This is a genomic window from Sphingobium sp. WTD-1, from assembly GCF_030128825.1.
Taxonomy (GTDB): domain Bacteria; phylum Pseudomonadota; class Alphaproteobacteria; order Sphingomonadales; family Sphingomonadaceae; genus Sphingobium.
In genome coordinates, this window is the sequence record NZ_CP119127.1 from 2,356,752 (window position 1) to 2,380,760 (window position 24,009).

17 protein-coding genes and 1 pseudogene are annotated in these 24,009 nt (G+C 65.8%); 11 read left to right on the forward strand and 7 right to left on the reverse strand.

Annotation, left to right across the window (positions count from 1 at the left end):
- The first annotated feature begins 12 nt into the window (after positions 1–12).
- On the forward strand, positions 13–2,736 hold the full coding sequence (locus N6H05_RS11780) for a TonB-dependent receptor (RefSeq protein WP_284114005.1): 2,724 nt from the start codon (positions 13–15) through the stop codon (positions 2,734–2,736).
- Between the two features lie 953 nt (positions 2,737–3,689).
- Here the strand turns inward: N6H05_RS11780 and N6H05_RS11785 are convergent.
- The 3 genes and pseudogenes from N6H05_RS11785 to N6H05_RS11800 form a co-directional block, all read right to left on the reverse strand.
- Positions 3,690–4,471: pseudogene (locus N6H05_RS11785) on the reverse strand (IS5 family transposase).
- A 430-nt stretch (positions 4,472–4,901) separates the two neighbouring features.
- The gene (locus N6H05_RS11795; protein WP_284114006.1) at positions 4,902–6,068 is read right to left on the reverse strand and encodes a pyridoxal phosphate-dependent aminotransferase; all 1,167 of its coding nucleotides are present in this window, start codon (positions 6,066–6,068) and stop codon (positions 4,902–4,904) included.
- Between the two features lie 144 nt (positions 6,069–6,212).
- Positions 6,213–7,370, reverse strand: coding sequence for a pyridoxal phosphate-dependent aminotransferase (locus N6H05_RS11800; RefSeq protein WP_004208021.1), 1,158 nt, complete (start codon positions 7,368–7,370; stop codon positions 6,213–6,215).
- A 196-nt stretch (positions 7,371–7,566) separates the two neighbouring features.
- Here N6H05_RS11800 and ptsP point away from each other — a divergent pair, with 196 nt between their 5' ends.
- The 6 genes from ptsP (at position 7,567) to ftsH (ending at position 15,222) form a co-directional block, all read left to right on the forward strand.
- Positions 7,567–9,840, forward strand: a complete 2,274-nt coding sequence (gene ptsP / locus N6H05_RS11805; protein WP_284114007.1) for a phosphoenolpyruvate--protein phosphotransferase — start codon at positions 7,567–7,569, stop codon at positions 9,838–9,840.
- Positions 9,841–9,915: 75 nt separating this feature from the next.
- On the forward strand, positions 9,916–10,857 hold the full coding sequence (locus tag N6H05_RS11810; protein WP_284114008.1) for a helix-turn-helix domain-containing protein: 942 nt from the start codon (positions 9,916–9,918) through the stop codon (positions 10,855–10,857).
- 97 nt (positions 10,858–10,954) lie between these two features.
- The gene (locus tag N6H05_RS11815) at positions 10,955–11,896 is read left to right on the forward strand and encodes a tol-pal system YbgF family protein (protein ID WP_284114009.1); all 942 of its coding nucleotides are present in this window, start codon (positions 10,955–10,957) and stop codon (positions 11,894–11,896) included.
- Positions 11,897–11,906: 10 nt separating this feature from the next.
- The gene (tilS, locus tag N6H05_RS11820; RefSeq protein WP_284114010.1) at positions 11,907–12,854 is read left to right on the forward strand and encodes a tRNA lysidine(34) synthetase TilS; all 948 of its coding nucleotides are present in this window, start codon (positions 11,907–11,909) and stop codon (positions 12,852–12,854) included.
- A gap of 129 nt (positions 12,855–12,983) precedes the next feature.
- Positions 12,984–13,175: a hypothetical protein gene (locus N6H05_RS11825; RefSeq protein WP_004208016.1), complete on the forward strand. Its 192-nt coding sequence runs from the start codon at positions 12,984–12,986 to the stop codon at positions 13,173–13,175.
- 100 nt (positions 13,176–13,275) lie between these two features.
- A complete protein-coding gene (ftsH, locus tag N6H05_RS11830; RefSeq protein ID WP_004208015.1) occupies positions 13,276–15,222 on the forward strand; it encodes an ATP-dependent zinc metalloprotease FtsH in 1,947 nt (648 codons plus the stop codon).
- 75 nt (positions 15,223–15,297) lie between these two features.
- Here the strand turns inward: ftsH and N6H05_RS11835 are convergent, their stop codons facing one another.
- A complete protein-coding gene (locus tag N6H05_RS11835; protein WP_284114011.1) occupies positions 15,298–17,280 on the reverse strand; it encodes an oleate hydratase in 1,983 nt (660 codons plus the stop codon).
- A gap of 319 nt (positions 17,281–17,599) precedes the next feature.
- On the opposite strand from N6H05_RS11835, the gene guaB reads away from it, so the two are divergent.
- The 3 genes from guaB (at position 17,600) to N6H05_RS11850 (ending at position 20,961) form a co-directional block, all read left to right on the forward strand.
- The gene (gene guaB / locus N6H05_RS11840; protein ID WP_284114012.1) at positions 17,600–19,057 is read left to right on the forward strand and encodes an IMP dehydrogenase; all 1,458 of its coding nucleotides are present in this window, start codon (positions 17,600–17,602) and stop codon (positions 19,055–19,057) included.
- A 117-nt stretch (positions 19,058–19,174) separates the two neighbouring features.
- The gene (locus tag N6H05_RS11845) at positions 19,175–20,350 is read left to right on the forward strand and encodes an RsmB/NOP family class I SAM-dependent RNA methyltransferase (protein ID WP_284114013.1); all 1,176 of its coding nucleotides are present in this window, start codon (positions 19,175–19,177) and stop codon (positions 20,348–20,350) included.
- Positions 20,351–20,442: 92 nt separating this feature from the next.
- Positions 20,443–20,961 carry a tetratricopeptide repeat protein gene (locus tag N6H05_RS11850; RefSeq protein WP_284114014.1) on the forward strand — a complete coding sequence of 173 codons (519 nt, stop codon included), beginning with the start codon at positions 20,443–20,445 and terminating at the stop codon, positions 20,959–20,961.
- Between the two features lies 1 nt (position 20,962).
- On the opposite strand, the gene N6H05_RS11855 is transcribed toward N6H05_RS11850, so the two are convergent.
- The 3 genes from N6H05_RS11855 to N6H05_RS11865 all read right to left on the reverse strand — a co-directional run bounded on the left by N6H05_RS11855 (position 20,963) and on the right by N6H05_RS11865 (position 23,720).
- The gene (locus N6H05_RS11855; RefSeq protein WP_284114015.1) at positions 20,963–21,463 is read right to left on the reverse strand and encodes a GNAT family N-acetyltransferase; all 501 of its coding nucleotides are present in this window, start codon (positions 21,461–21,463) and stop codon (positions 20,963–20,965) included.
- 75 nt (positions 21,464–21,538) lie between these two features.
- The gene (locus tag N6H05_RS11860; protein WP_038293072.1) at positions 21,539–22,189 is read right to left on the reverse strand and encodes a hypothetical protein; all 651 of its coding nucleotides are present in this window, start codon (positions 22,187–22,189) and stop codon (positions 21,539–21,541) included.
- Between the two features lie 94 nt (positions 22,190–22,283).
- Positions 22,284–23,720, reverse strand: coding sequence for a sigma-54-dependent transcriptional regulator (locus tag N6H05_RS11865; protein ID WP_284114016.1), 1,437 nt, complete (start codon positions 23,718–23,720; stop codon positions 22,284–22,286).
- Between the two features lie 154 nt (positions 23,721–23,874).
- Here N6H05_RS11865 and N6H05_RS11870 point away from each other — a divergent pair, with 154 nt between their 5' ends.
- Positions 23,875–24,000, forward strand: a complete 126-nt coding sequence (locus N6H05_RS11870) for an aa3-type cytochrome c oxidase subunit IV (protein WP_004208006.1) — start codon at positions 23,875–23,877, stop codon at positions 23,998–24,000.
- Positions 24,001–24,009 lie beyond the last annotated feature (9 nt).

The window sequence follows — 24,009 nt, forward strand, 5'->3', positions numbered from 1 at the left end:
GGATTGATGCCGATGCCTTGCCTATCCTTGTCCTGCCGTCGGGCGGGTGGCGCCCTGCTGCGAGCCGGATGCAGCCTGTTCGCCCTGTCGACGCCCGCTGCGGCGCAGAGCGTGGCGAGCGACGATATCGTCGTCACCGGGCAGGCGCCGCCGGGGGCGGTGATCGGCGACATTCCCGCGCAGAACCAACTCGGCCGTGCCGACATCGATGCCTATGGCGTCGGCACGGTCAGCGAATTGCTGGACGAGATCGCGTCGCAGACCAGCAGCAATCAGGGGCGCAGCGATGACGGCCCGGTGGTGCTGGTCAACGGCAAGCGGATTTCCGGCGTCAACGAGGTCAGCGACCTGCCGACCGAGGCGATCTTGCGGCTGGACATCCTGCCCGAGGAGGTCGCGCTCAAATATGGCTATGACGCGCAGCGCAAGGTGGTGAACATCATCCTGCACCGCCGCTTCCGATCGCAGGTCGCCAATGCGGGGGCTGGGATCGCGACGGCGGGGCAGGGCGAAAATCTGACCGGCGACGTGGGCTATACCCGCATTCGCGACAATGACCGGGTGAGTGTGACCGCGCGGGCCAAATCCTCCGCCTCGCTGCTGGAAAGCGAGCGCGATGTGATCGTCGATCCGGAAGCTGCGGGCGATCCGACTGGGCGGGTCAGTGACGACCGTGCCTATCGCACCCTGTCGCCCGCCACCCGCAGCTATATGCTGAACGCCACGGTCGCGCATCAACTGAGCGAGACGGCGAACCTGTCCTGGAACGGGCGGGCGGACTACAAGACCAGCAAGGCGCTGAATGGCCTGGCCACCGGCAGCCTGACCGATGGCGACGAGACGGTCGACCGCATCCTGTCGCTCGATCCGCTGCATCAGGACACGCGCGCGCTGACGCTGAGCAGCGGCGTCAGCCTGAATATCGATCTGTCCAAGACCTGGCGCCTGTCGGTGATCGGCAGCTACAGCCATAGCGATAGCCGGACCGACAGCGATCGCGGCTATGATCTGGGCGATGTGCAGGCGGCGCTGGACGCGGGCGATGTGGCGGCCGATGGCGTGCTGCCCGCGAGCCTGCTCGGGGCCATGGGCACGCAGAGGGCGCGCGCGTTGCAGGACACGGGCAGCGCCAGCCTGCTGGTCAATGGCAAGCTGTTCAAGCTGCCGGCCGGCAATGTCGGCATGAACCTGCGCCTGAGCGGCGACACGAGCAGTTTGCGATCGTCCAGCACGCTGGACGGCGTGATGTCGCAGCGGACCGCGAGCCGCACCAATGGCGGCGCACAGATCAGTTTCGACCTGCCAATCGCCAGCCGGCGCAATGGCTTCCTGCCGGTGCTGGGGACGCTGACCGCCAATATGAACGCGTCGGTGACGCAGGTTTCCGACTATGGCACGCTCGGCACGCTGGGCTATGGCCTGAGCTGGACGCCGCGCACCGGCATCACCATCATCGCGGCGGTCAATAATGACCGGACCGCGCCGACGCTGGACCAGCGCAACAGCCCGACCATCACGACCAGCAATGTGCGCGTCTATGACTATGTGCGCGGGCAGAGCGTGACGGTGACGCAGGTGAGCGGCGGCAATCCGGCGCTGACCGCCGACAATCGCCACCAGTTCAAGCTGGGCGCGACGGTGAAGCCGCTCACCAAGGTCAACCTGACCTTGTCGGCCAATTATGTGCGCAGCGAGACGCGCGACGCGATCATCAGCCTGACCGGCGTGTCCTCGGCGTTGGAGGCGGCCTTCCCCGATCGCTACAGCCGCGACGAGGACGGGATGCTGACGCGGATCGACACACGGTCCGTCAATGTCGCGCGCGAAGAGGTGAAGCAGCTGCGCTGGGGCCTCAACTTCACGCAGATCTTGCGCAAGCCCAAGCGACCCGAGCCGCCGGCCGGCTTCGTGCCGCCATGGCGGCGGACGGCGGCGCAGGGCGATGAGGCGCAGATGGCGGCGCCAAAGGCGGAGGGTGGCGATGGACAGCCCGCAGAGGGCGCGCCCGGCGGTGGTCCCGATGCCGAGCAGGATGCGATCCTGGTCGACGGCCACCGGCCCGATGATGCGACACCGATGGGGCCGCCCGGCGGCTTTGGCGGGCCGGATGGCTTCGGTCCGCCGCCTGGTCCCCCGCCTGATGGCATGGGGCCGCCCGATGGTCCGCCGCCCGGCGGCGGACCTGGTGGTCCGGGCGGTCCCGGCGGACGGGGCGGCTTCGGTCCGCCCGGTGGCGGTCCGTTCGGCGGCGGCAGCGACAATGGCGCGCGGCTGCAACTCTCGCTCTATCACAGCATCATGCTGCGCGACGCGGTGCTGCTGAGCGAGGGCGGGCCGTGGGTCGATTTGCTGAATGGTGGCACGCTGGGCGGCAGTCCGCAGCCGCGCCACAAGGTGCAACTGAGCAGTGGCGTGATCGACAATGGCGTCGGCATCCGGCTGGACGGCAACTGGCAAAGCGCGTCGCATGTGACCGGGGACCAGACGGCGTCGGGTGGCGACCTGCGCTTTGGCGAGCTGGTGACGTTCGACCTGCGGCTGTTCGCCAACATGGCCAACCGGTTCCGCGGCCAGGACTGGGCGCGGGGCATGCGGGTGAGCTTCACCGTCGGCAACCTGCTCAACCGGCGGCAGAGCGTGACCGATGGCACGGGCGCGACGCCGGTCGCCTATCAGCCCGCCTATCTCGATCCCGAGGGGCGGACGCTGATGCTGTCGGTGCGGAAGATATTCTAGGCTGATTGGGAGGTGAATGGGCCGGGGCGGCGCGGAAATTGACCGGTCCGGCCGCCACATGGGCCGTTTCACGCCAAATTCCACGATGAATATTGGCGTTGTTTCAATATGTTGGGGCATGATGCGCGAAAGTTTGCGCGTATGCGCCATGACGAATTATCGGCGGACGGGAAAAATCCACCGGAATAGAATGGGTTGACGGTAGAAGGAGCCAGCCGGAAGTTTACGGCAGGCACCTGCCTGTAGGAAAGACCTTTTCACAGGGGCGACCGCGATGAGTGGTTTTCCGCCATTCCCCTCCCGCTGGCGGGAGGGGGGGCATGTCTGGAATTGGTCGCTTCTTGCCCGGCGGCCTTCTGCCCCGGCGAACGGCGATCGAGGGTAAAACGTAGGTGCGAAATACGTCTTGGAATTAGGCGATCATTGCGTTCGCCAAACCGAAACTACCTTTGAATCACTTTTGCGTAGTTTCATCTCGATCCCACCACCAGCGTAACGGGGCGAAAAACTTTTCGGATCAAACGCAGGATGCAAGCTGACGCACCACAAGTTTCCACATTCGATTACGTTGATATTGTATCCTTTTCCATCTGGATCGAAAGATTTTGGACCAAAATGGTCTTCAGCATACCGAATTGCGGCGACCTCGGGCCGATCCGAGGGGCTTGAGCAAGCGGCCATCACAAGAGCGATAAACATAGTGGCGACGGTTCTCATGGTGACAGTTCAATCCAAAAGGCAAATGTCCGCAAGTGGTCGCTATCGGCTCAAAGCACGGCTCCGTTCAACCGCGTCAATCCAGTCCAACCGCTGAGCGGGATCCACCTCCAATGAGCCCAAAAGCACAGCAATGTCGTCTGATGAGCGACCTCCCCTCTCCCAGTAGGCCTCAAGGAAAATACGCATGGCAGCAAATGCTGCTTGTTCATCAAACTTTGTTGTTCGCTTACCCACTAGGCGGTGTTGACAAAAGCTTTCAGCCATAGTCGCGCGGCAGCGAGGTTGATGAAGCTCTCGAACGACAGGACGGTCTTGTCGTAGCGGGTGGCGATGCGGCGCTGCTGCTTGAGTTTGGCGAACATGCGCTCGACACGATTGCGATCCTTGTAGCGCCGGTAGTCGGGATGGGCCGGCACCTTGCGGTTGGAGCGCGGCGGGATGACGGGCAGGATGCCTCGCATGAGCAGGTTCTCCCGGAACCTGTCGCCATCATAGCCTTTGTCGGCGAGCAGCGCCCTGGGCTTGGGCAGCGGCAGGTTCATCAGATCGTCGGCCGCCGTATAGTCCGATGCCTCGCCGCCGGTAAGGATGAAGCCGACAGGGAGGCCCTGATTGTCACAGCGGGCGTGGATCTTGCTCGTAAAGCCGCCGCGTGATCGACCAAAAGCCTGCGCACAAGCCCCCCTTTTCCGCCCGCTGCCGAGACGTGGCCGCGAACCGTGGTGCTGTCGATCATGTGCTGCCAGTCGTCGGTGAGGCCCAGATCGACCAACGTTTGCAGCATGGCGTCCCAGACGCCTTGCTCCGCCCAGCGCCGGAACCGGACATAGACCGAGTTCCACTTGCCATAGCGCTCGTGCATGTCGCGCCACGGGCAACCGACCCGCAGCACATGCAGCATGCCATTGAGAAAGCGCCGGTTATCGCCGGCCGGTCGGGCATGCCTCCCACGCTCGGACGGGAGTAGCGGCCCGATCAACTCCCACTCCGCGTCCGACAAATCCCCTCGATCCATGACCGCTCCCCAAAGAGCAGCCTTGAATCAGAACACGCACCGATTGGGAATCCCTTTTGTCAACGCCGCCTAGTTGCCACCATGACTGCCCGCTTTCAGGGATGACATAGCACGAACCCAATGCCTACAAATGATCGTCAGCCGTCAAAGTCAGCTATCGTCATGGCGCGCGCTTCTGGCCCTTCGGCAACGTCCATATGGCCCGGTCGGTACGCGAAAGGGGCGCCCGGTTGTCCGGACGCCCCTCCTTCGTAACGGCTTTGCTATGGGATGCCGTGGTTCAGGCTTAGAGTCTGTTCGAGAAAGCCGGCTCCAGCCCGCTCCCCCGCCCAACCACCCGACAGGATGACACTGGATCGGGTGGTTGGGCGGGGGCGCGGGCCGGAACCGTACTGAAAAATCGCCCTTTCGCGATTTTTCAGACAGGCTCTCAGGCCTTGTAGACCTTGTCCACAGCCGCACAGAATTTCGTCATGTCTTCGGCCGAACCGACGGTGACGCGCGAGACATTGGGCCAGATCGGCCAGTTGCGGCCAATCTGCACCTTTTCCGGCGAGGCGAGCAGGGCGGCCTGCATTTCCTTGGCCGGCTTCTTCCAGTTGACCATGAACATGTTGGCCTGGCTGCCGGGCTGGACTTCTATGCCCTTCTTGGTGAGCCAGGCAATGGTCTGGTCGCGGGCGGCGATCATCTCGTCGCGGCGCGCCTTGATGAGCGCGGCTTCGGGATAGACGGCGTTGCCGCAGGCCATGGCGGTGATCGACAGGCCGCCGGCCGACGGGCCGAACAGCATCAGGCGCTTCTGCACTTCGGGATCGGCGAAGGTCAGGCCGAGGCGGATGCCGGCCATGCCGAACAGCTTCGAGAAGGTCCGCATGACGATGATGTCCTTGCGGTTGCCGATCAGCGAAGCGGCGCTGGGCGCGTCCGAGAAGTGGATATAGGCTTCGTCGACCAGCAGCATGGCATCGGCCGGCTTGTTGTCGAGCAGCCACTTGATGTCGGCGATCGGCGTGATCGTGCCGGTCGGGTTGTTGGGCGTGCAGATGTAGTAGAGGCCGGCGTTCGGGTTGGCGGCCAGCATGGCCTTGACGTCATGGCCCTTGCCGACGGCCTGGGGCGCCTTGGCGATCGGCGCCTTGAGGTAATCGGCGGTGCGCCAGGCGGATTCGAAGGTCGGGTCGGCGGTGACCAGGCCCTTGGTCGGCGAGCAATAGGCCGCGACGGTCGAGACCAGCGGGCCACCCGAGCCGGGCCACAGCATCACCTGGGCTTCGGGAATGCCCTCCACCTTGGCGATGGTCGAGACCAGGTCGCCACGATAATTGTCGGGATCATACCAGTTGCCGACGGCGCCTGCCTTGGCGATGGCGTCGACGCCCGAGGGGAAGGGGCCGGTCCAGCATTCGTTCGAGCCGATGCGCACCGCGCCCTTGATGCCGCGGGCGGCCTGCTGCTGCGCGAGGGCGGGCGCGGCCAGCATTTCGTGCATCGCGGCGCCGGCGCCGATCAGGGCGGCAACCTTGGCAAGCTGGCGGCGCGAATAGCCGCGCTCGATCAGGTCTTCCCGCGCTTCCTTGTCCAACATCATGGTCATGCCGATTGTCCCCTTGTTTTCCTGCGAAATGCCTTGGATTTCGTCTGGAGAAACGAAGGCGGAAACAATTTCCGCAATGCAAAAGGGGCTGCGGCACGCTTTATTTTGCGCGCCGCAGCCCCTTTTTCGTAAGGTCAGGTCAGATCAGGCTTTCCAGACCGCATCCACGGCCTTGCAGAAGGCGTCCATCTCGCTGGCCGAGCCGACCGAGATGCGCGATACATTGGGCCAGATCGGCCAGTTGCGGCCGATCTGCACCTTCTGCGTCAGCAGGGCGGCCTGCATGTCCTTGGCGGGCTTGCCCCAGTCGACCATGAACATGTTCGCCATGCTGCCCGGCAGCACCTTGATCCCCTTCTTGGTCAGATGGGCGATCGCCTTGTCACGGTTGGCCGCCATTTCGGCCTGGCGCGCCTTGATGAGATCGGCCTGGGCGACCGAGACGGTGCCGCAGGCAACGGCCGTCATCGGCAGCATGGCGGTGACCTGGCCACCGTCATAGCGCATCATCTTTTCCATCAGCGAAGGCGCGGCGAAGGTGAGGCCCAGGCGCATGCCGGCCATGCCGAACAGCTTCGAGAAGGTGCGCAGCACCAGCACGTCGTCGCGGGTGGCGGCGAGCTTGGCGGCGCGCGGCGTGTCGGTCCAGTGGATATAGGCTTCGTCGACGACCAGTACCGAATCCTTGGGCTTGTTGGCGGCCAGCCATTCGATGTCGCCGATCGGTGTGATCGTGCCGGTCGGGTTGTTGGGCGAGCAGATATAATAGACGCCGGCATTGGGATCGGCCGCCAGCATCGCCTTCACGTCATGGGCATTGTCCTTGGTCAGCGGCACCTTCGTCACCTTGGCGCCGAGCCAGGCGCCGGTGCGCCAGATCGCTTCATAGGTCGGGTCTGCGGTGACGATGCCCTTGGTCGGCGAGGCGAAGGCGACGGCGACGCGGCTCAGCGGATCGGACGAGCCGGGCCAGGCGACGATACGGTCGGCCGGAATGCCCTCCACCTGCGCGACGGCGGCGAACAGCTTTTCATGCTCATTGTCGGGTTCGTAGCGATTGCCTTCGGTCACCAGCTTGAAGGCGGCTTCGGCGGCGACCGGGAAGGGGCCGGTCCAGCATTCGTTGGCGCCGATGCGGACCGCGCCTTCGACCGGCTTGGCGGCCTGCTGTGCGGCGGCACCGACGGTGCGCATCGCGACGGCGCCGGCGCCGAGCAGCGCGGTCACCTTGGCCAGCTGGCGGCGCGAATAGCCGCGGTCCAGAAGCTCCTGTTCAAACTCCGTTGGCGTGGTCGTTTCCATGATCCCTGACTCCCAGACATGCTTGATGCTGCCTTTGTGGCGTTAGACGAATGTACAGCATGTATCCGCCACGCAAATGAGGAAGATGCGCCAGCTTATCAGCGATGCGCAACAATCGTGCTTTTCTGCGGGGTTCATCAACATATCGCGAGGAAAGCGCTTGGAAAGAAAGCCGCCGATCTGTTAGCGCATGGGCATGTCCAGCACGCCCGCCGCCGCCGCCCGCCAGATCCTCGTCCGCTTGCAGGAAGTGATGGCGGCGCGCACCAGCGCGCAGGCCAAGCTGAACAAGGTGGTGGAGATCATCGGCGAATCGCTGTCGAGCGAGGTCTGCTCCATCTATCTGGTGCGCGAGGGCGTGCTGGAACTGTTCGCGACCCGCGGCCTGAAGCAGGAGGCGGTGCATGTCACCCGCATGGCCAAGGGCGAGGGGCTGGTCGGCCTGATCGCGACCAATGTCGAGACGCTGAACCTGGACGAGGCGGCGGCCCATCCCGACTTTTCCTATCGGCCCGAAACCGGCGAGGAACTGTTCCACAGTTTTGCCGGTGTCCCGATCGTGCGGCGCGAGCGGGCGCTGGGCGTGCTGTGCGTGCAGCATGTCGAGCCGCGCAAATATGAAGAGGTCGAGATCGAGGCGTTGCAGACGGTGGCGATGGTGCTGTCCGAACTGATCGCCAATGCCGAACTGGCCGATGACGGCCCGACCGATGCGCGGGTGCAGGAAACCGGGTCGAACATCATGACCGGGCTGCAACTGGTGATGGGCATGGCGCGCGGCCATGTCGTCTTCCACCAGCCGCGCGTCCATATCGAACATACCGTCGCCGAGGATACCGAGGCCGAGCGGCAGCGGGTCATTTCCGCCTTTGCCAAGATGCGTGAGCAGATCGACCGGATGACCGGCGCAGTCGAGTTCGGCATGGAGGGCGAGCATCAGGAGGTGCTCGAAACCTACAAGATGTTCGCCTATGACGAGGGCTGGACGCGCCGGATCAACGAGGCGATCGACAGCGGCCTGACCGCCGAGGCGGCGATCGAGCGGGTGCAGCAGCGCACGCGGATGCGGATGCGGCAGATCGACGATCCGTTGCTGAGCGACCGGATGCATGACCTGGAGGATCTGGCCAACCGGCTGTTGCGGATCGTGTCGGGCCAGTTGGGCACGGCGGCGCAGATGGGCCTGCGCCAGGACGCGATATTGATCGCGCGCAATCTGGGACCGGCGGAATTGCTGGAATATGATCGGCGGCGGCTGAAGGGGGTGATCCTGGAGGAAGGATCGCTGACCGCCCATGTGACCATCGTGGCCCGCGCCATGGGCGTGCCGGTGCTGGGGCGTGTGCGCGACATCCGTCATCAGGTGAATGAAGGCGACGTGATCCTGATGGATGTCGGGAGCAACGCGCTGCTGATCCGGCCGACCCCCGATATGGAGGAGGCGTTCGAGTCCAAGCTGCATGTGACGCAGAAGCGGCGGGCGGAGTTCGCGGCGATGCGCGACCTGCCGTCGGTGACGCTGGACGGGGCGCGGATCGAATTGATGGTGAATGCGGGCCTGCGCGAGGATGCGCAGGCGCTCGACATGGTCGGCGCCGACGGCATCGGCCTGTTCCGCACCGAATTCCAGTTCCTGGTGTCGGCGACGCTGCCGCAGCGCGAGAAGCAGCAGCGGCTCTACAAGGATGTGCTGGACGCGGCGGGCGACCGTCCCGTCATCTTCCGCACCGTCGACATCGGCGGTGACAAGGCGCTGCCCTATATGACGCGCGAGGATGACGAGCAGGAGGATAATCCGGCGATGGGCTGGCGCGCGATCCGCCTGGCGCTGGACCGTGACGGCCTGATGAAGGCGCAGGCGCGCGCGTTGCTGGAGGCGAGCGCGGGCAAGGTGCTGAACATCATGTTCCCGATGGTGTCGGAGCCATGGGAATATGACGAAGCGCGCGCATTGGTGGAGCATCAGCGGCAATGGCTGGCGGGGCAGAAGAAGAAACTGCCGGTTGCGGTCAAATATGGTGCGATGCTGGAGGTGCCGGCGCTGGCCGAGGTGCTGGACCTGTTGCTGCCGCGGCTCGATTTCCTGTCGATCGGCACCAACGACCTGACCCAGTTCCTGTTTGCAGCCGATCGCGCCCATCCCAAGCTGGCGGAGCGCTATGACTGGCTGAGCATCGCGATCCTGCGTTTCCTGGATCGGGTGGTGCGGATCTGCGAAATCTACAAGGTGCCGGTCGGTGTCTGTGGCGAGATGGGCGGGCGCACGCTGGAGGCGATGGCGCTGATCGGGCTGGGGGTTCGTCGCCTGTCGATCACGCCGGCATCAGTGGGTCCGGTCAAGGCGATGATCCGGGCGATCGATGCGGCCGAATTGCAGGCGCTGATGCGCGATCTGCTGGACAGCGGGGCGGGCGATATCCGCGCGCAGCTGACCAGCTGGGCCGATCAGCGAAACATTGAACTCGCCTGATAAAGACACCGTCCCGGCGTTGACAAGCGCCGTCCCGCAATGAGACAAGGCCGCCAACCAAGGTCGCGGAGCAGCATGGCAGACGAACCCGAATTCGAACCCGTCGCGAAGGACGCGACGGCAGCGCATCCCAGCACCCCCGGCGCCAAGTTGCGCGCCGCGCGCGAGGCGCAGGGGCTGTCGGTGCAGGACATCGCCACCCGGACCCGCATCGCCCAGCGCCAGCTGGAGGCGATCGAGCGGGACGATTATGCGGCGCTGCCGGGTATCCCCTATGCCGTGGGTTTTGCGCGTGCCTATGCCCGTGCGATCGATCTGGACGATGTGGCGATCGCCGCCGATGTGCGCAATGCCGTGCATAATTCCGACATGGGGGCGACCCGTTACGAGGCGTTCGAGCCGGCCGATCCGGCGCGGGTGCCGTCGCGCACCCTGGCCTGGACCGCCGCGGTGATCGGCATCATCGTGATTGCCGGCTTCACCATCTGGCGCACCCAGTTGCTGACCCCGCCGACCGGCGAGGAAATCGCCGAGCAGCAGGCGGAAAAGCCGGCCGCCGCACCCAAGGCCGGCGTGCAGGCGCCGATTGCGGCGCCCGTGACCGGGCCGGTGGTGTTCACCGCCAATGACGATGTGTGGATGCGTATCGTCGATGAGGCGGGCGAGCGGCTGAAGGACGGGCTGCTGAAGAAGGGCGAGAGCTTCACCCTGCCGGCTGGCGCACGCAATCCGACGATCCTGACCGGTCGCCCGCAGGCGCTGGACGTGACCGTGGGTGGCAAGCCGATCCCGCCGCTGGGCGCGGCCGATCGCACCATCGCCGATGTTCCGGTGAGCGCGGAAGCGCTGCTGGCGCGGGCGGCGCCGGCTGCCGTTCCGGCCGGGCAGACGTCGTCGCCATCGCGGCCGGTGCGTGCGCCGGCATCGGCTGGTACGCCGTCGCTTCAGGCGCCCGTGCCCGCTCCGGCTACATCGACGCCCGCACCCGCCGCGCCGGAACCCAGCGCCGGCAACTGACCCGTGCCATTACCGGACAGGCGCCTGAAAGGCTGCGCTTTATTGCGTGGCGTGCGCGCCTATGGTTAAAGGTAGAAAGATTTAGTCGGGGATCATCATGCGTTACGCCTTTCTTGCCACCACCGCCATCGCGCTGGCGGCCCCGCTGCTGTCGGCTGTGCCGGCTGCGGCCCAGCAGAACCCCACGGTCGAACTGCGGGTCGACCGGCTGGAAAAGGAAATGCGGGCGGTGCAGCGCAAGGTGTTCCCGGCCGGCACGCCGGTAGAGGCGGAAATCACCCGTCCCCAGACGCCGACCGTCGCGCCGGGCAGCCCGACGTCGAGCCCGGTGGCCGACCTGACCGCGCGAGTGGGGGCGCTGGAATCGCAGCTCGCCTCGATCACCGGCCAGGTCGAGGAAAACAGCTACAAGCTCAAGCAGCTGGAAGAGGCGTTCAACCGCTACAAGGCGGAAGCCGAAGCGCGGGCCGCAACGCCGGTCGAAGCCGGCCCGCCGGTGATGCGTCCGACGGTCGCGACCGATGCTCCCGCGCCCAAGCCGGCCGCCGCCAAGCCGACGACCCCGTCCGCAAAGTCCGCTGCCGCGCCGGTGGCCAGCGATGCCCGCAAGACGGCGGTGGCGGCGATCGAGAAGCCGGATACCGGCGATGCGGCGGGCGATGCCTATAGCTATGGCTTCCGCCTGTGGGACGCGAAATTCTATCCCGAGGCGCAGGCGCAGCTCAAGGCGACGGTCGACAAATATGGCGACGGGTCGGTCGGCAGCCGCGCCGCCAACCTGCTGGGCCGCGCCTATCTGGACGATGGCAAGCCGGCGCTGGCGTCGGTCGCCTTCTACGAAAATTACCAGAAGCGCCCGCGCGGCGAGCGCGCGCCCGACAGCCTGGCCTATCTGGGCGAGGCGCTGATCCAGCTGAAGAAGCCTGCGGATGCCTGCAAGGTCTATGCGGAGCTGGAGCAGGTCTATGGTTCGACGCTGTCGAGCGGCCTGCGCGGCATGATGGACAAGGGCCGGACCAAGGCCAAGTGCAGCGTGTGAGCCGATAGACGTGCCGGAGCTGGCACCTTCCCATCGCCCCGATGCGCTGCGGCTGGCCGTGCGCGCATTGGTGGACGGGGAGGAGACGGCCCGGTTCGGCATTGCGGTGTCGGGCGGGCCGGACAGCATGGCGCTGCTGGACCTGGCGGTGCAGGCCTGGCCCGGCCGGGTGGCCGCGGCGACGCTGGATCATGGATTGCGGGCTGAATCCGCGGCCGAGGCGGCGATGGTCGCGCGCTGGTGCGCGCAGCGGCGCGTCCCCCACGCGACGCTGGCGCCGGAGACTGCGGTGTCCGGCAATATCCAGGACTGGGCGCGGCGACAGCGTTATGCCCAGCTGGAGGCATGGCGGGCCGGCGCCGGGCTGGACTGGATATTGACCGCCCATCATGCCGATGACCAGCTGGAAACCCTGCTGATGCGGCTCAACCGGGGATCGGGGGTCGGCGGACTGGCCGGGGTGAGGGCGCGGGCCGGCCGGGTGCTGCGGCCGTTGCTGACGGTGCGCAAGGCGCAATTGCAGGCCCATGCCGACCAGGCGGGGCTGCCCTATGTGCTGGACCCGTCCAATGCCGATCCGCGCTTTGACCGGGCGGCGCTGCGCAAGCGGCTGGATGGCGTCGACTGGATCGATGCCGAGGCGGCGGCGCGCAGCGCGGCGGCGCTGGCGGAGGCGGAGGCGGCGCTGATATGGACGGTGGCGGGGCTGGCGGCTACGCATATCCATCCATCGACCGACGCCTGGGTGCTGGACCGCACCGACCTGCCGCGCGAGCTTTTGCGCCGGCTGCTGATCGAGATGCTCTGTTCCGCCGACCCGGAGATCGTGTTGCCGCGCGGCGAGGCGCTGGACCGGGCGATTGCCGCCGCGCGGGCGGGCCGTCAGGCGAGTCTGGGCGACTGGCTGCTGCGAGGCGGGGCGGTGTGGACCTTGTCGCCGGCACCACCGCGACGCTGAAATTCCCGAAAAGTTCCACCGTCCGACGCAGGGTGCAAACGGCCGGTCGCTTTTGGGCGGCGTGCTGACCGGTTCTTAACCCATGGGTCGTTAACCACATGGCGTGACCAATAGCGGGATTTGTTCGGAATGATGGAATTTGCGGCGCTGACCTATGGCTTGCTGATCAGCGTGATCCTCTCGGCCGTGAAGCGGAACCGGAAGCTGAACAAGGCGCATCCGCCGCTGCTTCTCTATATGGGCTATCTGCTGTGCGGGCTGTCCGCCGGCCTGGCGCTGGTGCTGGCCTATGTCGCGCTGTTCCAGCTGACCGGCAACTGACCAGCTGGATATCGACAGGGGCGGAAATCCGCAGCGGACAGCGCGTCCAGCTTGCGCTTTGCCGGCCACACCCTATCTTGCGGGGTGAAAGAGAGTGATGATGAACGACGAAAAAGACCCACAGGGTAATCCCTGGATCAAGAGTGCGATGATTTGGGCAGGGGTCATCATCGCCCTGCTCCTGTTCGTTTCGCTGTTCGAGCGCCCGACCACCCAGGCCGGCAGCGCCATCGCCTATTCCGAATTCCGCGCCAAGGTGCAGGAAGGCCAGGTCAAGGACGTGGCCATCGCGCCCGACCGGATCACCGGCACCCTGTCGAGTGGCCAGGGTTTCAGCACGGTCCCGGTCAATGATCCCAAGCTGACCGACCTGCTGGACGATTATAACGTCAAATATTCGGGCCAGGCCGAACAGCAGCCCAGCTTCTGGCAGATCATGCTGTATCAGTCGCTGCCGTTCCTGCTGATCCTGGGCATCGCCTTCTTCGTGCTGCGCCAGATGCAGAAGGGCGGCGGCGCCGGTGGCGCGATGGGCTTTGGCAAGTCCAAGGCCAAGCTGCTGACCGAAAAGCATGGCAAGGTGACGTTCGATGACGTCGCCGGCATCGACGAAGCGCGTGAGGAACTGCAGGAAATCGTCGAGTTCCTGAAAGATCCGAGCAAGTTCGCGCGGCTGGGCGGCAAGATCCCCAAGGGGGCGCTGCTGGTCGGTTCGCCGGGCACCGGCAAGACGCTGCTGGCCCGCGCGATCGCGGGTGAGGCGGGCGTGCCCTTCTTCACCATTTCGGGTTCCGACTTTGTCGAGATGTTCGTCGGCGTCGGCGCGAGCCGTGTTCGCGACATGTTCGAGCAGGCCAAGAAGAATGCGCCGTGCATCGTCTTCATCGACGAAATCGACGCGGTCGGCCGCCATCGTGGCGCGGGCCTGGGCAATGGCAATGACGAGCGCGAGCAGACGCTGAACCAGCTGCTGGTCGAGATGGACGGTTTCGAGGCCAATGAGGGCATCATCATCGTCGCGGCGACCAACCGTCCCGACGTGCTGGACCCCGCGCTGCTGCGTCCGGGCCGTTTCGACCGTCAGGTCGTGGTGCCCCGTCCCGACATCGAGGGCCGAGAGAAGATCCTGGCCGTCCACATGAAGAAGGTGCCGCTGGCGCCCGACGTCAACCCGCGCACCATCGCGCGTGGCACGCCGGGCTTCTCGGGCGCGGACCTCGCCAATCTGGTCAACGAAGCCGCCCTGATGGCGGCCCGTCGCGGCAAGCGCCTGGTCGCCATGGACGAGTTCGAGGCGGCCAAGGACAAGGTCATGATGGGCAGCGAGCGTCGCTCGATGGTCATGACCGACGACGAGAAGAAGATGACCGCCTATCATGAGGCGGGCCACGCCATCGTCGCGGTCCATGAGCCGGCGTCCGACCCCATTCACAAGGCGACGATCATTCCGCGCGGCCGTGCGCTGGGCATGGTGATGCGCCTGCCGGAGCGGGACAGCTACAGCTATCATCGTGACAAGATGCACGCGAACATGGCGGTTGCCATGGGTGGCCGCGTCGCCGAGGAAATCATCTTCGGCTATGACAAGGTGTCGTCGGGTGCATCGGGCGATATCCAGTACGCCACCAAGCTGGCGCGCGACATGGTCACCCAGTGGGGCATGTCCGACAAGCTTGGCCCGCTGCAATATGAAGAGCAGCAGGGCGAGACCTTCCTTGGCTATTCGCAGAGCCAGCGCGTCCATATGTCGGACGAGACGGCCAAGCTGATCGACAAGGAAATTCGTGGTCTGGTGGAGCAGGGCTATGCCCGTGCGCAGGAATTGCTGAAGGGCCATGAGGACCAGCTGCACCTGCTGGCCAACGCGATGTTGGAATATGAGACGCTCTCCGGCGAGGAGATCAAGGCGCTGCTGGAGAAGGGCGAGATCACCCGCGACGACGGCACCACGATCAAGCCGTCGGTGATCCCGGCTGCGGGTTCGTCCATCCCCAAAACGCGCAAGCGCAAGGGGCCGTTCGGCGATCCGACCCCCGCTGGCGCCTAAGCGCCGCGCAGGCAGTGGCATGAAAAAGGGGCGCGGCCATGATGGTCGCGCCCCTTCTTGTTTGGGTGGGCGCGGTCAGTCGCCCCGGCGTTGCAGCGCATCGCGGAAGCCGCTGAGCCAGGTGCCGACCCGCTGGATGGCGTCGCCGCCCTTGCCGAGCAGGCCGCGCAATTCCTCCTCCGCCCGATCAAGCGGTGCGCCGTCGGGCGCGGGCGGCAGGATATGGGCGAAATAGGTGCGGTCGAGCAGGCGACGAAGCAGCCGCTCGCCGATGAAGGGCTCGCCATTGTTGAGCGCGCGGGCGGCTTTCAGCAGATTGCGGATATCATATTGGGTCGGGCTGAGGTCCGGCACGGCCTTGGGGATGTCGAGTAGCGTATAGACCGCGACCCGCGCGGTGCGGACCGAGCTTTCCATGGTGAAGACCACGTCATTGTTGGTTTCCACGAACTGGCCGAGCAGGCCGAGATTGGTGCAGCCCTCCGGCACGATGCGGGGGCGGTCGCCGGCGGCGCGCGGCATGAATTCGGCGGTGATATAGGGCATCAACGCCAGGCGCACCTTGGTATTGGCGGCGACGGCGTCAATCTGGTCGGCGATGCCCAGATGATAGCAGAGTTCGGCCAATATCTCCCGCCCGGTGCAGGCCGGCATCGGTTTCTTCACATGATTGCCGTCCTTGTCCATCAGCAGGGCATAGACCCACAGCACCAGCACATCGCCGGGCTGGTCGGGGAAATGGGGCTGGCGGTTGCAGGTGAAGCTCATCACCCAATTGCTGTCGGTGAAGGTGATGACCCCGCCGGTGACGGTGCGGCCCGAATAGGGATCATTGACGGACAATTGCTTCAGGCGATCGACCAGCGGCGATGGCTTGCAGGTGAGCGTCGCCGATTCCCAGGTGGAACGGTCCGCATCGCCATAGAATTTTTCGGGCCGGCCGAAGACCGGCGACTTGGCGGCGAGATTCTTCCACAGCGTCCAGTCGCTGTCGGGGCCGGGATCGGCCTTGCCCCGTTCCAGCACCGGCGCATGGTCCATGTCGCCATAGGCCGTCCCCTCGGTGATCGATCCGGTGAGGGCGAAGACCAGATCGCGGGGGCCGATGGCGATGCTGTCTTCCCGGCCGCCGATGCGGCAGAGCAGGTCGGTGACGGTGCGCCGGTCGCCCTCCAGGCGCATGCGCATGTCGCGCACCTGGGTGTCGAAGCGGATCTGCACGCCCTTGTCGCGCAAGAGCTTGCTGAGCGGGCGGACGAAGCTGTCAAACTGGTTATATTTGGGGAAGACCAGCGCCGACATGTCGTGCAGCCCGTCGAGCGCATCGAGGAAGCGGTGCATGTAGAGCTTCATTTCCAACAGGCTCTGCCAGTTCTGGAAGGCGAACATGGAGCGCCAGAGGAACCAGAAATTGCTCTGGAGGAAGCCTCTGGAGAAATAATCCTCGATCGTCAGGTCATCCAGATCCTCCTTGCGCTTGAGCAGCAGGCGAATGAGTTCCCATTGCTGGGCGCGGGTAAGGCCGAGGGTCGAGAAGTCGCGTATCTCGCCCTGCCGGTGCATGAGCCGGGCCTTCGACCAGTTTGGGTCATTGTCGTTGACCATCCGATATTCGTCGAGGACGCTGAACCCTTCGGGCAGTTCGAGCGCGGGCACGTCCTGGAACATGTCCCACAGATTATCGTAGTTCCAGTTCATCTCGCGCCCGCCGCGGATGATATAGCCGTCCTGCGCATTGCCCGCGCCATCGAGCGAGCCGCCCTCGATATGGAGATTTTCGAGGATCATGATGTTGGCCGGCGGCATATGCGCGTCGCGGATCAGATAATAAGCGGCGGCAAGGCCAGCGATGCCGCCGCCGATGATATAGGCCTTGCGCGTGTCGATGCCGTCCGTGGGCAGGGGCCGATTGCGCTGATAGGCGGCGACCATGTCGGGCGGGGGAAGCGTGTTGGCGGCGCTGTTTTCCCAAAAGGCGCCGGCTGCGTCCGGTTCGTGGACGAATCCCTCGGGGGCGGTGCGGGGAATATCGAAACCCGGTATCGGCGATGACGTCATCTTTGCCGTCTCCTTGGCTCTGGCCGTGGGCAGGATCACAGGGGGAAGCTTTGGTCGGGGGCCGGTCTAGCAGCCGGGGGGCGGGCTGGGCACCGCGTAAATACCCTGAGACAAGGCAGAAACTTGTCGAGACGAGGATATCGCTTCCGGGGATGGCCGGCTGATTGCACGGGCAGCGGGGGCTGTTGCGCAGAAGCAGCAATAAAATGACGCCGGGGTCTGGCCGTTTCGGCACGAAGTGGTTACATGGGCCGCCACAAATCCCCCAGCGATCGGGTTCCCCTCCATCCGGTCCGCGCAGCAGAAAGTGGCTTTTTCCATGGACATCCGCCTTGGCCTCACCTTTGACGACGTGCTGTTGCAGCCCGCCGAATCCGATGTGCTGCCGAGCCAGGCGGACACGTCCACCCATGTGACCAAGGCGATCAAGCTGAACATCCCGATCCTGTCGTCGGCGATGGACACGGTGACCGAGGCCGACATGGCGATCGTCATGGCGCAGCTGGGCGGCATCGGCGTGCTGCACCGCAACCTGACCGTCGAGGAACAGGCTGATGCGGTCCGTGCGGTCAAGCGCTTCGAGAGCGGCATGGTCGTAAACCCGATCACCATCCTGCCGACCGCGACGCTGGCCGACGCGCAGATGCTGATGCAGCGTCACAGGATCAGCGGCATTCCCGTCGTCGAGGCGAACGGCAAGCTGGTTGGTATCCTCACCCATCGCGACACCCGCTTTGCCGAGAACCCCAACCAGCCGGTCAGCGAATTGATGACCAAGGACAATCTGGCGACGGTCAAGGCCGGCGTCAGCCAGGACGAGGCGCAGCGCCTGCTGCATGCCCGCCGGATCGAGAAGCTGCTGGTGGTGGACGATAATTATCACTGCGTGGGCCTCATCACCGTCAAGGATATCGAGAAGGCCGTCACCTATCCGCAGGCGACCAAGGATGCGTCGGGCCGGCTGCGCGTCGCCGCCGCCTCGACCGTGGGCGACAAGGGGCTGGAACGCAGCAAGGCGCTGATCGACGCGGAATGCGACCTGATCGTCATCGACACCGCCCATGGCCACAGCAAGCAGGTCGCGGTCGCGGTGGAAGCGGTCAAGAAACTGTCCAACCATGTCCAGGTCGTGGCCGGCAATGTCGCCACCGCCGAAGCGACCAAGGCGCTGATCGACGCCGGCGCGGACTGCGTGAAGGTCGGTATCGGCCCCGGTTCCATCTGCACCACCCGCGTCGTCGCCGGCGTGGGCGTGCCGCAGCTGACCGCCGTCATGGATTCGGCCAATGAAGCGCACAAGCATGGCGTGCCGGTGATCGCCGATGGCGGCCTGCGCACGTCGGGCGACGTAGCCAAGGCGCTGGCTGCGGGTGCGGGCTGCGTCATGGTCGGATCGCTGCTGGCGGGCACGGCCGAGGCGCCGGGCGAAACCTTCCTGTATCAGGGCCGCGCCTATAAGAGCTATCGCGGCATGGGCAGCGTCGGCGCGATGGCGCGCGGCAGCGCCGACCGCTATTTCCAGGCCGACATCAAGGACCAGATGAAGCTGGTGCCCGAAGGCATTGAAGGCCAGGTGCCGTTCAAGGGGCCGGCCAAGGATGTCATCCATCAGCTGGTTGGCGGCGTGAAGGCGGCGATGGGCTATACCGGCAGCCGCACGATCAAGGATCTGCAGGAGCGCGCCCGCTTCGTTCAGATCACCAATGCCGGCCTGTCGGAAAGCCATGTCCACGACGTGACGATCACGCGTGAGGCCCCCAACTATCCGACGCGCTAACCCATTTCATTCCCCTCCCTTTGAAGGGAGGGGTAGGGGTGGGTAGCGAGCGGAGCGAGTCTCCTGCGGAGGCACCCACCCCCAAGCCCCTCCCTGGAAGGGAGGGGGAAGGTATACATGACTCCATCCGCCCGTATCCAAGCCGCGATCGACCTGCTGGACGCGATCATTGCCGCCGCCCGTGATGGCGGGCCGGCGGCGGACACGCTGATCGCGCGCTATTTCAAGGAACGGCGCTATGCCGGGTCGCGCGATCGCCGCGCGGTGCGCGACCATGTCTATGATGCGATCCGCCGCGTTGCCGATCGGCCCGAAACCGGCCGCGCGGCGATGATCGGCCTGGTTGAGGCGCAGCCGGAACTGGCCGCGCTGTTCGACGGATCGGCCCACGCACCGCTGCCGATCGAGCCGGGCGAAGCAGGCGCGGCGGCTGGCGCGGTGCCGGGCTGGTTGCAACCCTTGCTGGCCGCACCGGTGGAGCAGGATGCGTTGCTGGGCCGCGCGCCGGTGGACCTGCGTGTCAATCGACTGAAGGCGACGCCCGCACAAGTGGCGCCCGAATTGCCGGACGCGAAGCCGATCGCCGGCATGGCTGACGCGCTGCGCCTGCCCGAAGGCTATCCGGTCGAGCAGAGCGAGGCGTGGAAGCGCGGCGCGGTCGAGGTGCAGGATGCCGGTAGCCAGCTGATTTCCGCGGCATGCGGGGCGCAGGCCGGGCAGACGGTGATCGACCTGTGCGCAGGGGCGGGCGGCAAGACGCTGGCGCTGGCTGCGGCGATGGGCGGCAAGGGCCGGCTGATCGCCGCCGACACGATCCGCAACCGGATCGACCGGCTGGCGCCGCGTGCCGAACGGGCCGGCGTGACCTGTATCGAGAGGCTGTTGCTGGACCAGGGGCATGAGGCGCGCGCGCTGGCGCCGCTGACTGGGCAGGCGGACATCGTGCTGGTCGACGCGCCCTGTTCGGGCACCGGCACCTGGCGTCGCAATCCCGAAGCGCGCTGGCGCCTGACCCAGGCGCGGCTCGACCGGCTGGTGTCGGAACAGGCCCGGATCCTGGATTTCGCCGCGCCCTTGCTGGCGCCCGGCGGTCTGCTGGTCTATGCTACCTGCGCATTGACCGACAGAGAGGGGCGGGATCAGGTGGATGCGTTTCTGGCGCGTCAGGCCGGCTGGAGTGCCGAGCCGATCGAAGCGGATATGGGCCGCGCCCATGGCCATGGGCTGCTGCTGACGCCCGGCCATGACGGCACCGATGGCTTCTACTTCGCCCGGCTGCGGAGGACCGCCTGAAACAGACCATGGACAAGCGCGCGCAAAATAGCGACACTTGCCCTTCGGTCTGCGGGCCTGAGTCAATGCCTGAAACATGGCTGGAGATTTTGATGCGTTTCACCCCGGCCTCGATTGCCCTTGCCGTCCTTCTGACCACCGTTTCCAGCGTGGGCCTGACCCAGCGCCCCGATACCCAGATCGAACCGCGGTCGATCGAATGGCAGAAGGCAGGCGAGGCGGCGCGCAAGGCGGGCAATCTGACCGGTGCCACCGATGCGCTGGAAAGCGCGCTGGCGGTCGATCCGCGCAACCGCGCGGCCTATATCGAACTCGCTGAAGTGGCGCGGGCGCAGGGGCTGCAGGGCAAGGCCATCCGCCTTTACAAGGAAGCGCTGCTGCTTGATCCGACCGACGTGACCGCGATCGCCGGCCAGGGTGAGGCGATGGTCGAGAAGGGCGCGATCGCCAAGGCCAAGGAAAATCTCGCCCAGGCACAGAGCCTGTGCAAGGGCAGCTGCCCCGAGGTCGCGCAGCTCAACGCCGCGATCCAGAAGGGACCGCCGGCGGTGGCGATGACCAGCAAGGAAGCGGTGCCCGGCGCCAAGGCAAACAGCACCGATAATCCGTAATCTATCCGGCCTTCGCCGGTTCGATCTTTCGTTCGTAGAAGCGCGTGTCGACCGCCATCCTGGGGAAGTCGGGCGGCAGGTCGTCGGCGTCGACCAGCGCGAAGCCATTCTTCTCGTAGAAGCGATGCGCCGCCAGGAAGCGGGCGGTGGTGCCGAGATAGATTTGGGCCAGGCCGCGGTCGGCCGCCGCGTCGAGCAGATGGTCGAGCAGCGCCCGGGCGACGCCGGCGGCGCGGCCGCGATGGCTGGACGCCACGAACATCTTGCGCAGCGCGCCCTGACCCCGGCCGATATCCTTGAGCGCGATCGTGCCGACGATCCGGCCGTCCTCCTCCGCGACCCAGAAACCGCCGACGCCGGGCAGGTAGAAGCCGGCTATGTCGGTCAGGTCCGGCTGGTCCGCTGCGGTGATGGCGATGCCATATTCGTCGCGCTGTATGCCCAGGATCAGGTCGAGAATGCCCGGCTGGTCGGCGGGGGCGAAGGGGCGGATCAGGGGCAAGGGGCTGGGCTTCCTGGCAGCGGTTCGGAATGATCGATGCGGACGGAAACGAACGACCGCGCCGAAAGCCGCCGGTCAGTTGCTGGCGTTGGCGGCCGGTGCGGGCGTGGCCGTGGCGCTCGCTCCCTCCGGAGTCTGGCCCTCCGGCGTCTGGGCCTTGGGCGCGAAGATGCGCAGGCTGTCGAGCAGGGCCTGCGCGATCGGCTGATATTGTTCGCTCAGCATTTCGGGATAGACGAAGGTGGCGGTGACGATCGCGCCGTCAGGCTGTTTCAGCAGGCGCAGCGCGACATTATTGCCTTCGCCGTCATTGGCGGTGCCGCGATATTCATTCTCGCCGATGAAATCGCCATCCACGCCCTCGGCGCCGTCGGACAGCGCCTCGACAATCTGCTGCAGCGTCTGGTCATTGTCATTCTTCTGCCAGAAGACGCGGACGTCGGCCCCCGCGCCGGGATCCTGATAGACGACGCCATCGGCATTGCTGGCTTCACCATCCTTCATCCAGCCTTCGGGCATGGTGACGGAATAGCCATGGTCGATATTCACATAGTTGCGGCTGTCGCCGGCATCATCCTTCTGCGCGTTGGCCAGCGCATTGGCAGCGGCCGCATTGGCGGCGGCGGCCAGTTCCTCCTGGCTCGGCATGTCCGCGACCGGTTCGGCGCGGCCACAGGCGACCAGCAGCAGGAGGGGGGAGCAGGCGGCGAGGAGGGGCGCTTTCATGCCCCGTTCAAAAGCATAGGCGCGGGGATAATTCAACGCCGTAGCGGAACCCCCGCGACAATATGCCCCAGCCGCAGGGCGCCCGGTCCCGCGATCAGGCGGCGTTGTCGATGCCGAGTTCTGCTAGCTTGCGATAGAGGGTCGAACGGCCGATCCCCAGCCGGCGGGCGACTTCGGTCATGCGGCCGCGATAATGGCCGATGGCAAGGCGGATGACGTCGGCTTCGATCTCGGCCAGCGGACGGACATGGCCGTCGCCTTCGAACAGGGTGATGCCGGCCGCTTCGCGCGGCGGCGTGGCGGCAACGCGCTGGCGCGGGCCGCCGGCGCCGCGCGACAGGATATGGGCGGCGACCTGCGGGAAGTCATGCGGGGTCAGCGCATCGCCCTCGCACAGCACGGCGGCGCGGAACAGGGCGTTCTGGAGCTGGCGGACATTGCCCGGCCAGTCATGCTGCATCAGCAGCGCCAGCGCATCGTCGGTGAGGCCGAGGCCCCGCAGGCCCGGCTGGGTCGCGATGCGGGCGAGGAGATGGCGGCAGAGGGCGGGAATGTCGCCCATACGCTCCCGCAATGGGGGCACGGTTAACTGGACGACGTTCAGGCGATAATAGAGATCCTCGCGGAAGCGCCCGGCCTCGATCTCTTCGCTGAGTTTCTTGTTGGTGGCGGCGATGACGCGGACATCGACATGGACGGGGCGACGGGCGCCGATCGGCTGAACCTCGCCATCCTGGAGCACGCGCAGCAGCTTGACCTGCGCGTCGAGCGGCATTTCACTGACTTCGTCGAGGAAGATGGTGCCCATGTCGGCCGACAGGAATTTGCCGACATGGCGGTCGAAGGCGCCGGTGAAGGCGCCGCGTTCATGACCGAACAGTTCTGATTCGACGAGGTTGGCGGGGATCGCGCCGCAATTGACGGTCACCATCGCCTGCTTGTGACGCGGCGAGGCGGCGTGGATGGCGCGGGCGACGACATCCTTGCCGACACCGCTTTCGCCCTCGATCAGCACCGGCACGCGGGCGCGCGCAGCCTTGGCCGCGATGGCCAGGGCGGTGCGGAACTGGGGCGCGGCGCCAACGACATCCTCGAACGCCAGCGGGGCGCTGATCTTCTCGGTGAGCGGGCGCAGTTCGCCGCGCACATTGCCCTCCAGCGTCGCGTTAAGCGCGGCGAGCAGCCGTTCGGGTGCGATCGGCTTGGAGAGGTAATCGGTGGCGCCGGCGCGCATCGCCTGGACCGCGACGGCGACGCTGTTATGCGCCGTCAGCACCAGGATCGGCAGGGCGGGGCGCTGCGCATGGATGTCGCCGATCAGGTCGGCCGGATCGAAATCCGGACTCCATTGATCGATCAGGACCGCGTCGAGCTGCATGCCGTCCTGCGTGCCCAGCGTCGCCAGGGCGGTTTCGGCATCGCTGGCGAAGATGGTCCGCCATCCCGCGCGCGCGGCCAGCGCGGACACCAGCCGGCGCTGCGCGGGCTCGTCGTCGATCAACATCAGCAAGGGAACGCCTTCGCGAACCATCTGGACCCCTCTTGTGCAAACAGGAGGGCATCCTAGGCACCGGGGGTAAAAGCGCCCTTAACCTGTAAAGATTTTCTTGTGCCCCTACGGCTTGAGGGGGGTGGGGGGACAGGATAAGAGGTTGCACAACGATGTAATAACTAGGGGAACGGATATGGCTTCTGACGGGAATATCAAGAGCGCAACCCAGACCTATGAAGGGTTTGTCGGCTTCGTGAAGTGGGGCACCATTGCCTGCCTCATCGTCGCCGCGATTGTCGTGCTGCTGATCTCCAGCTGAGCCATGTCG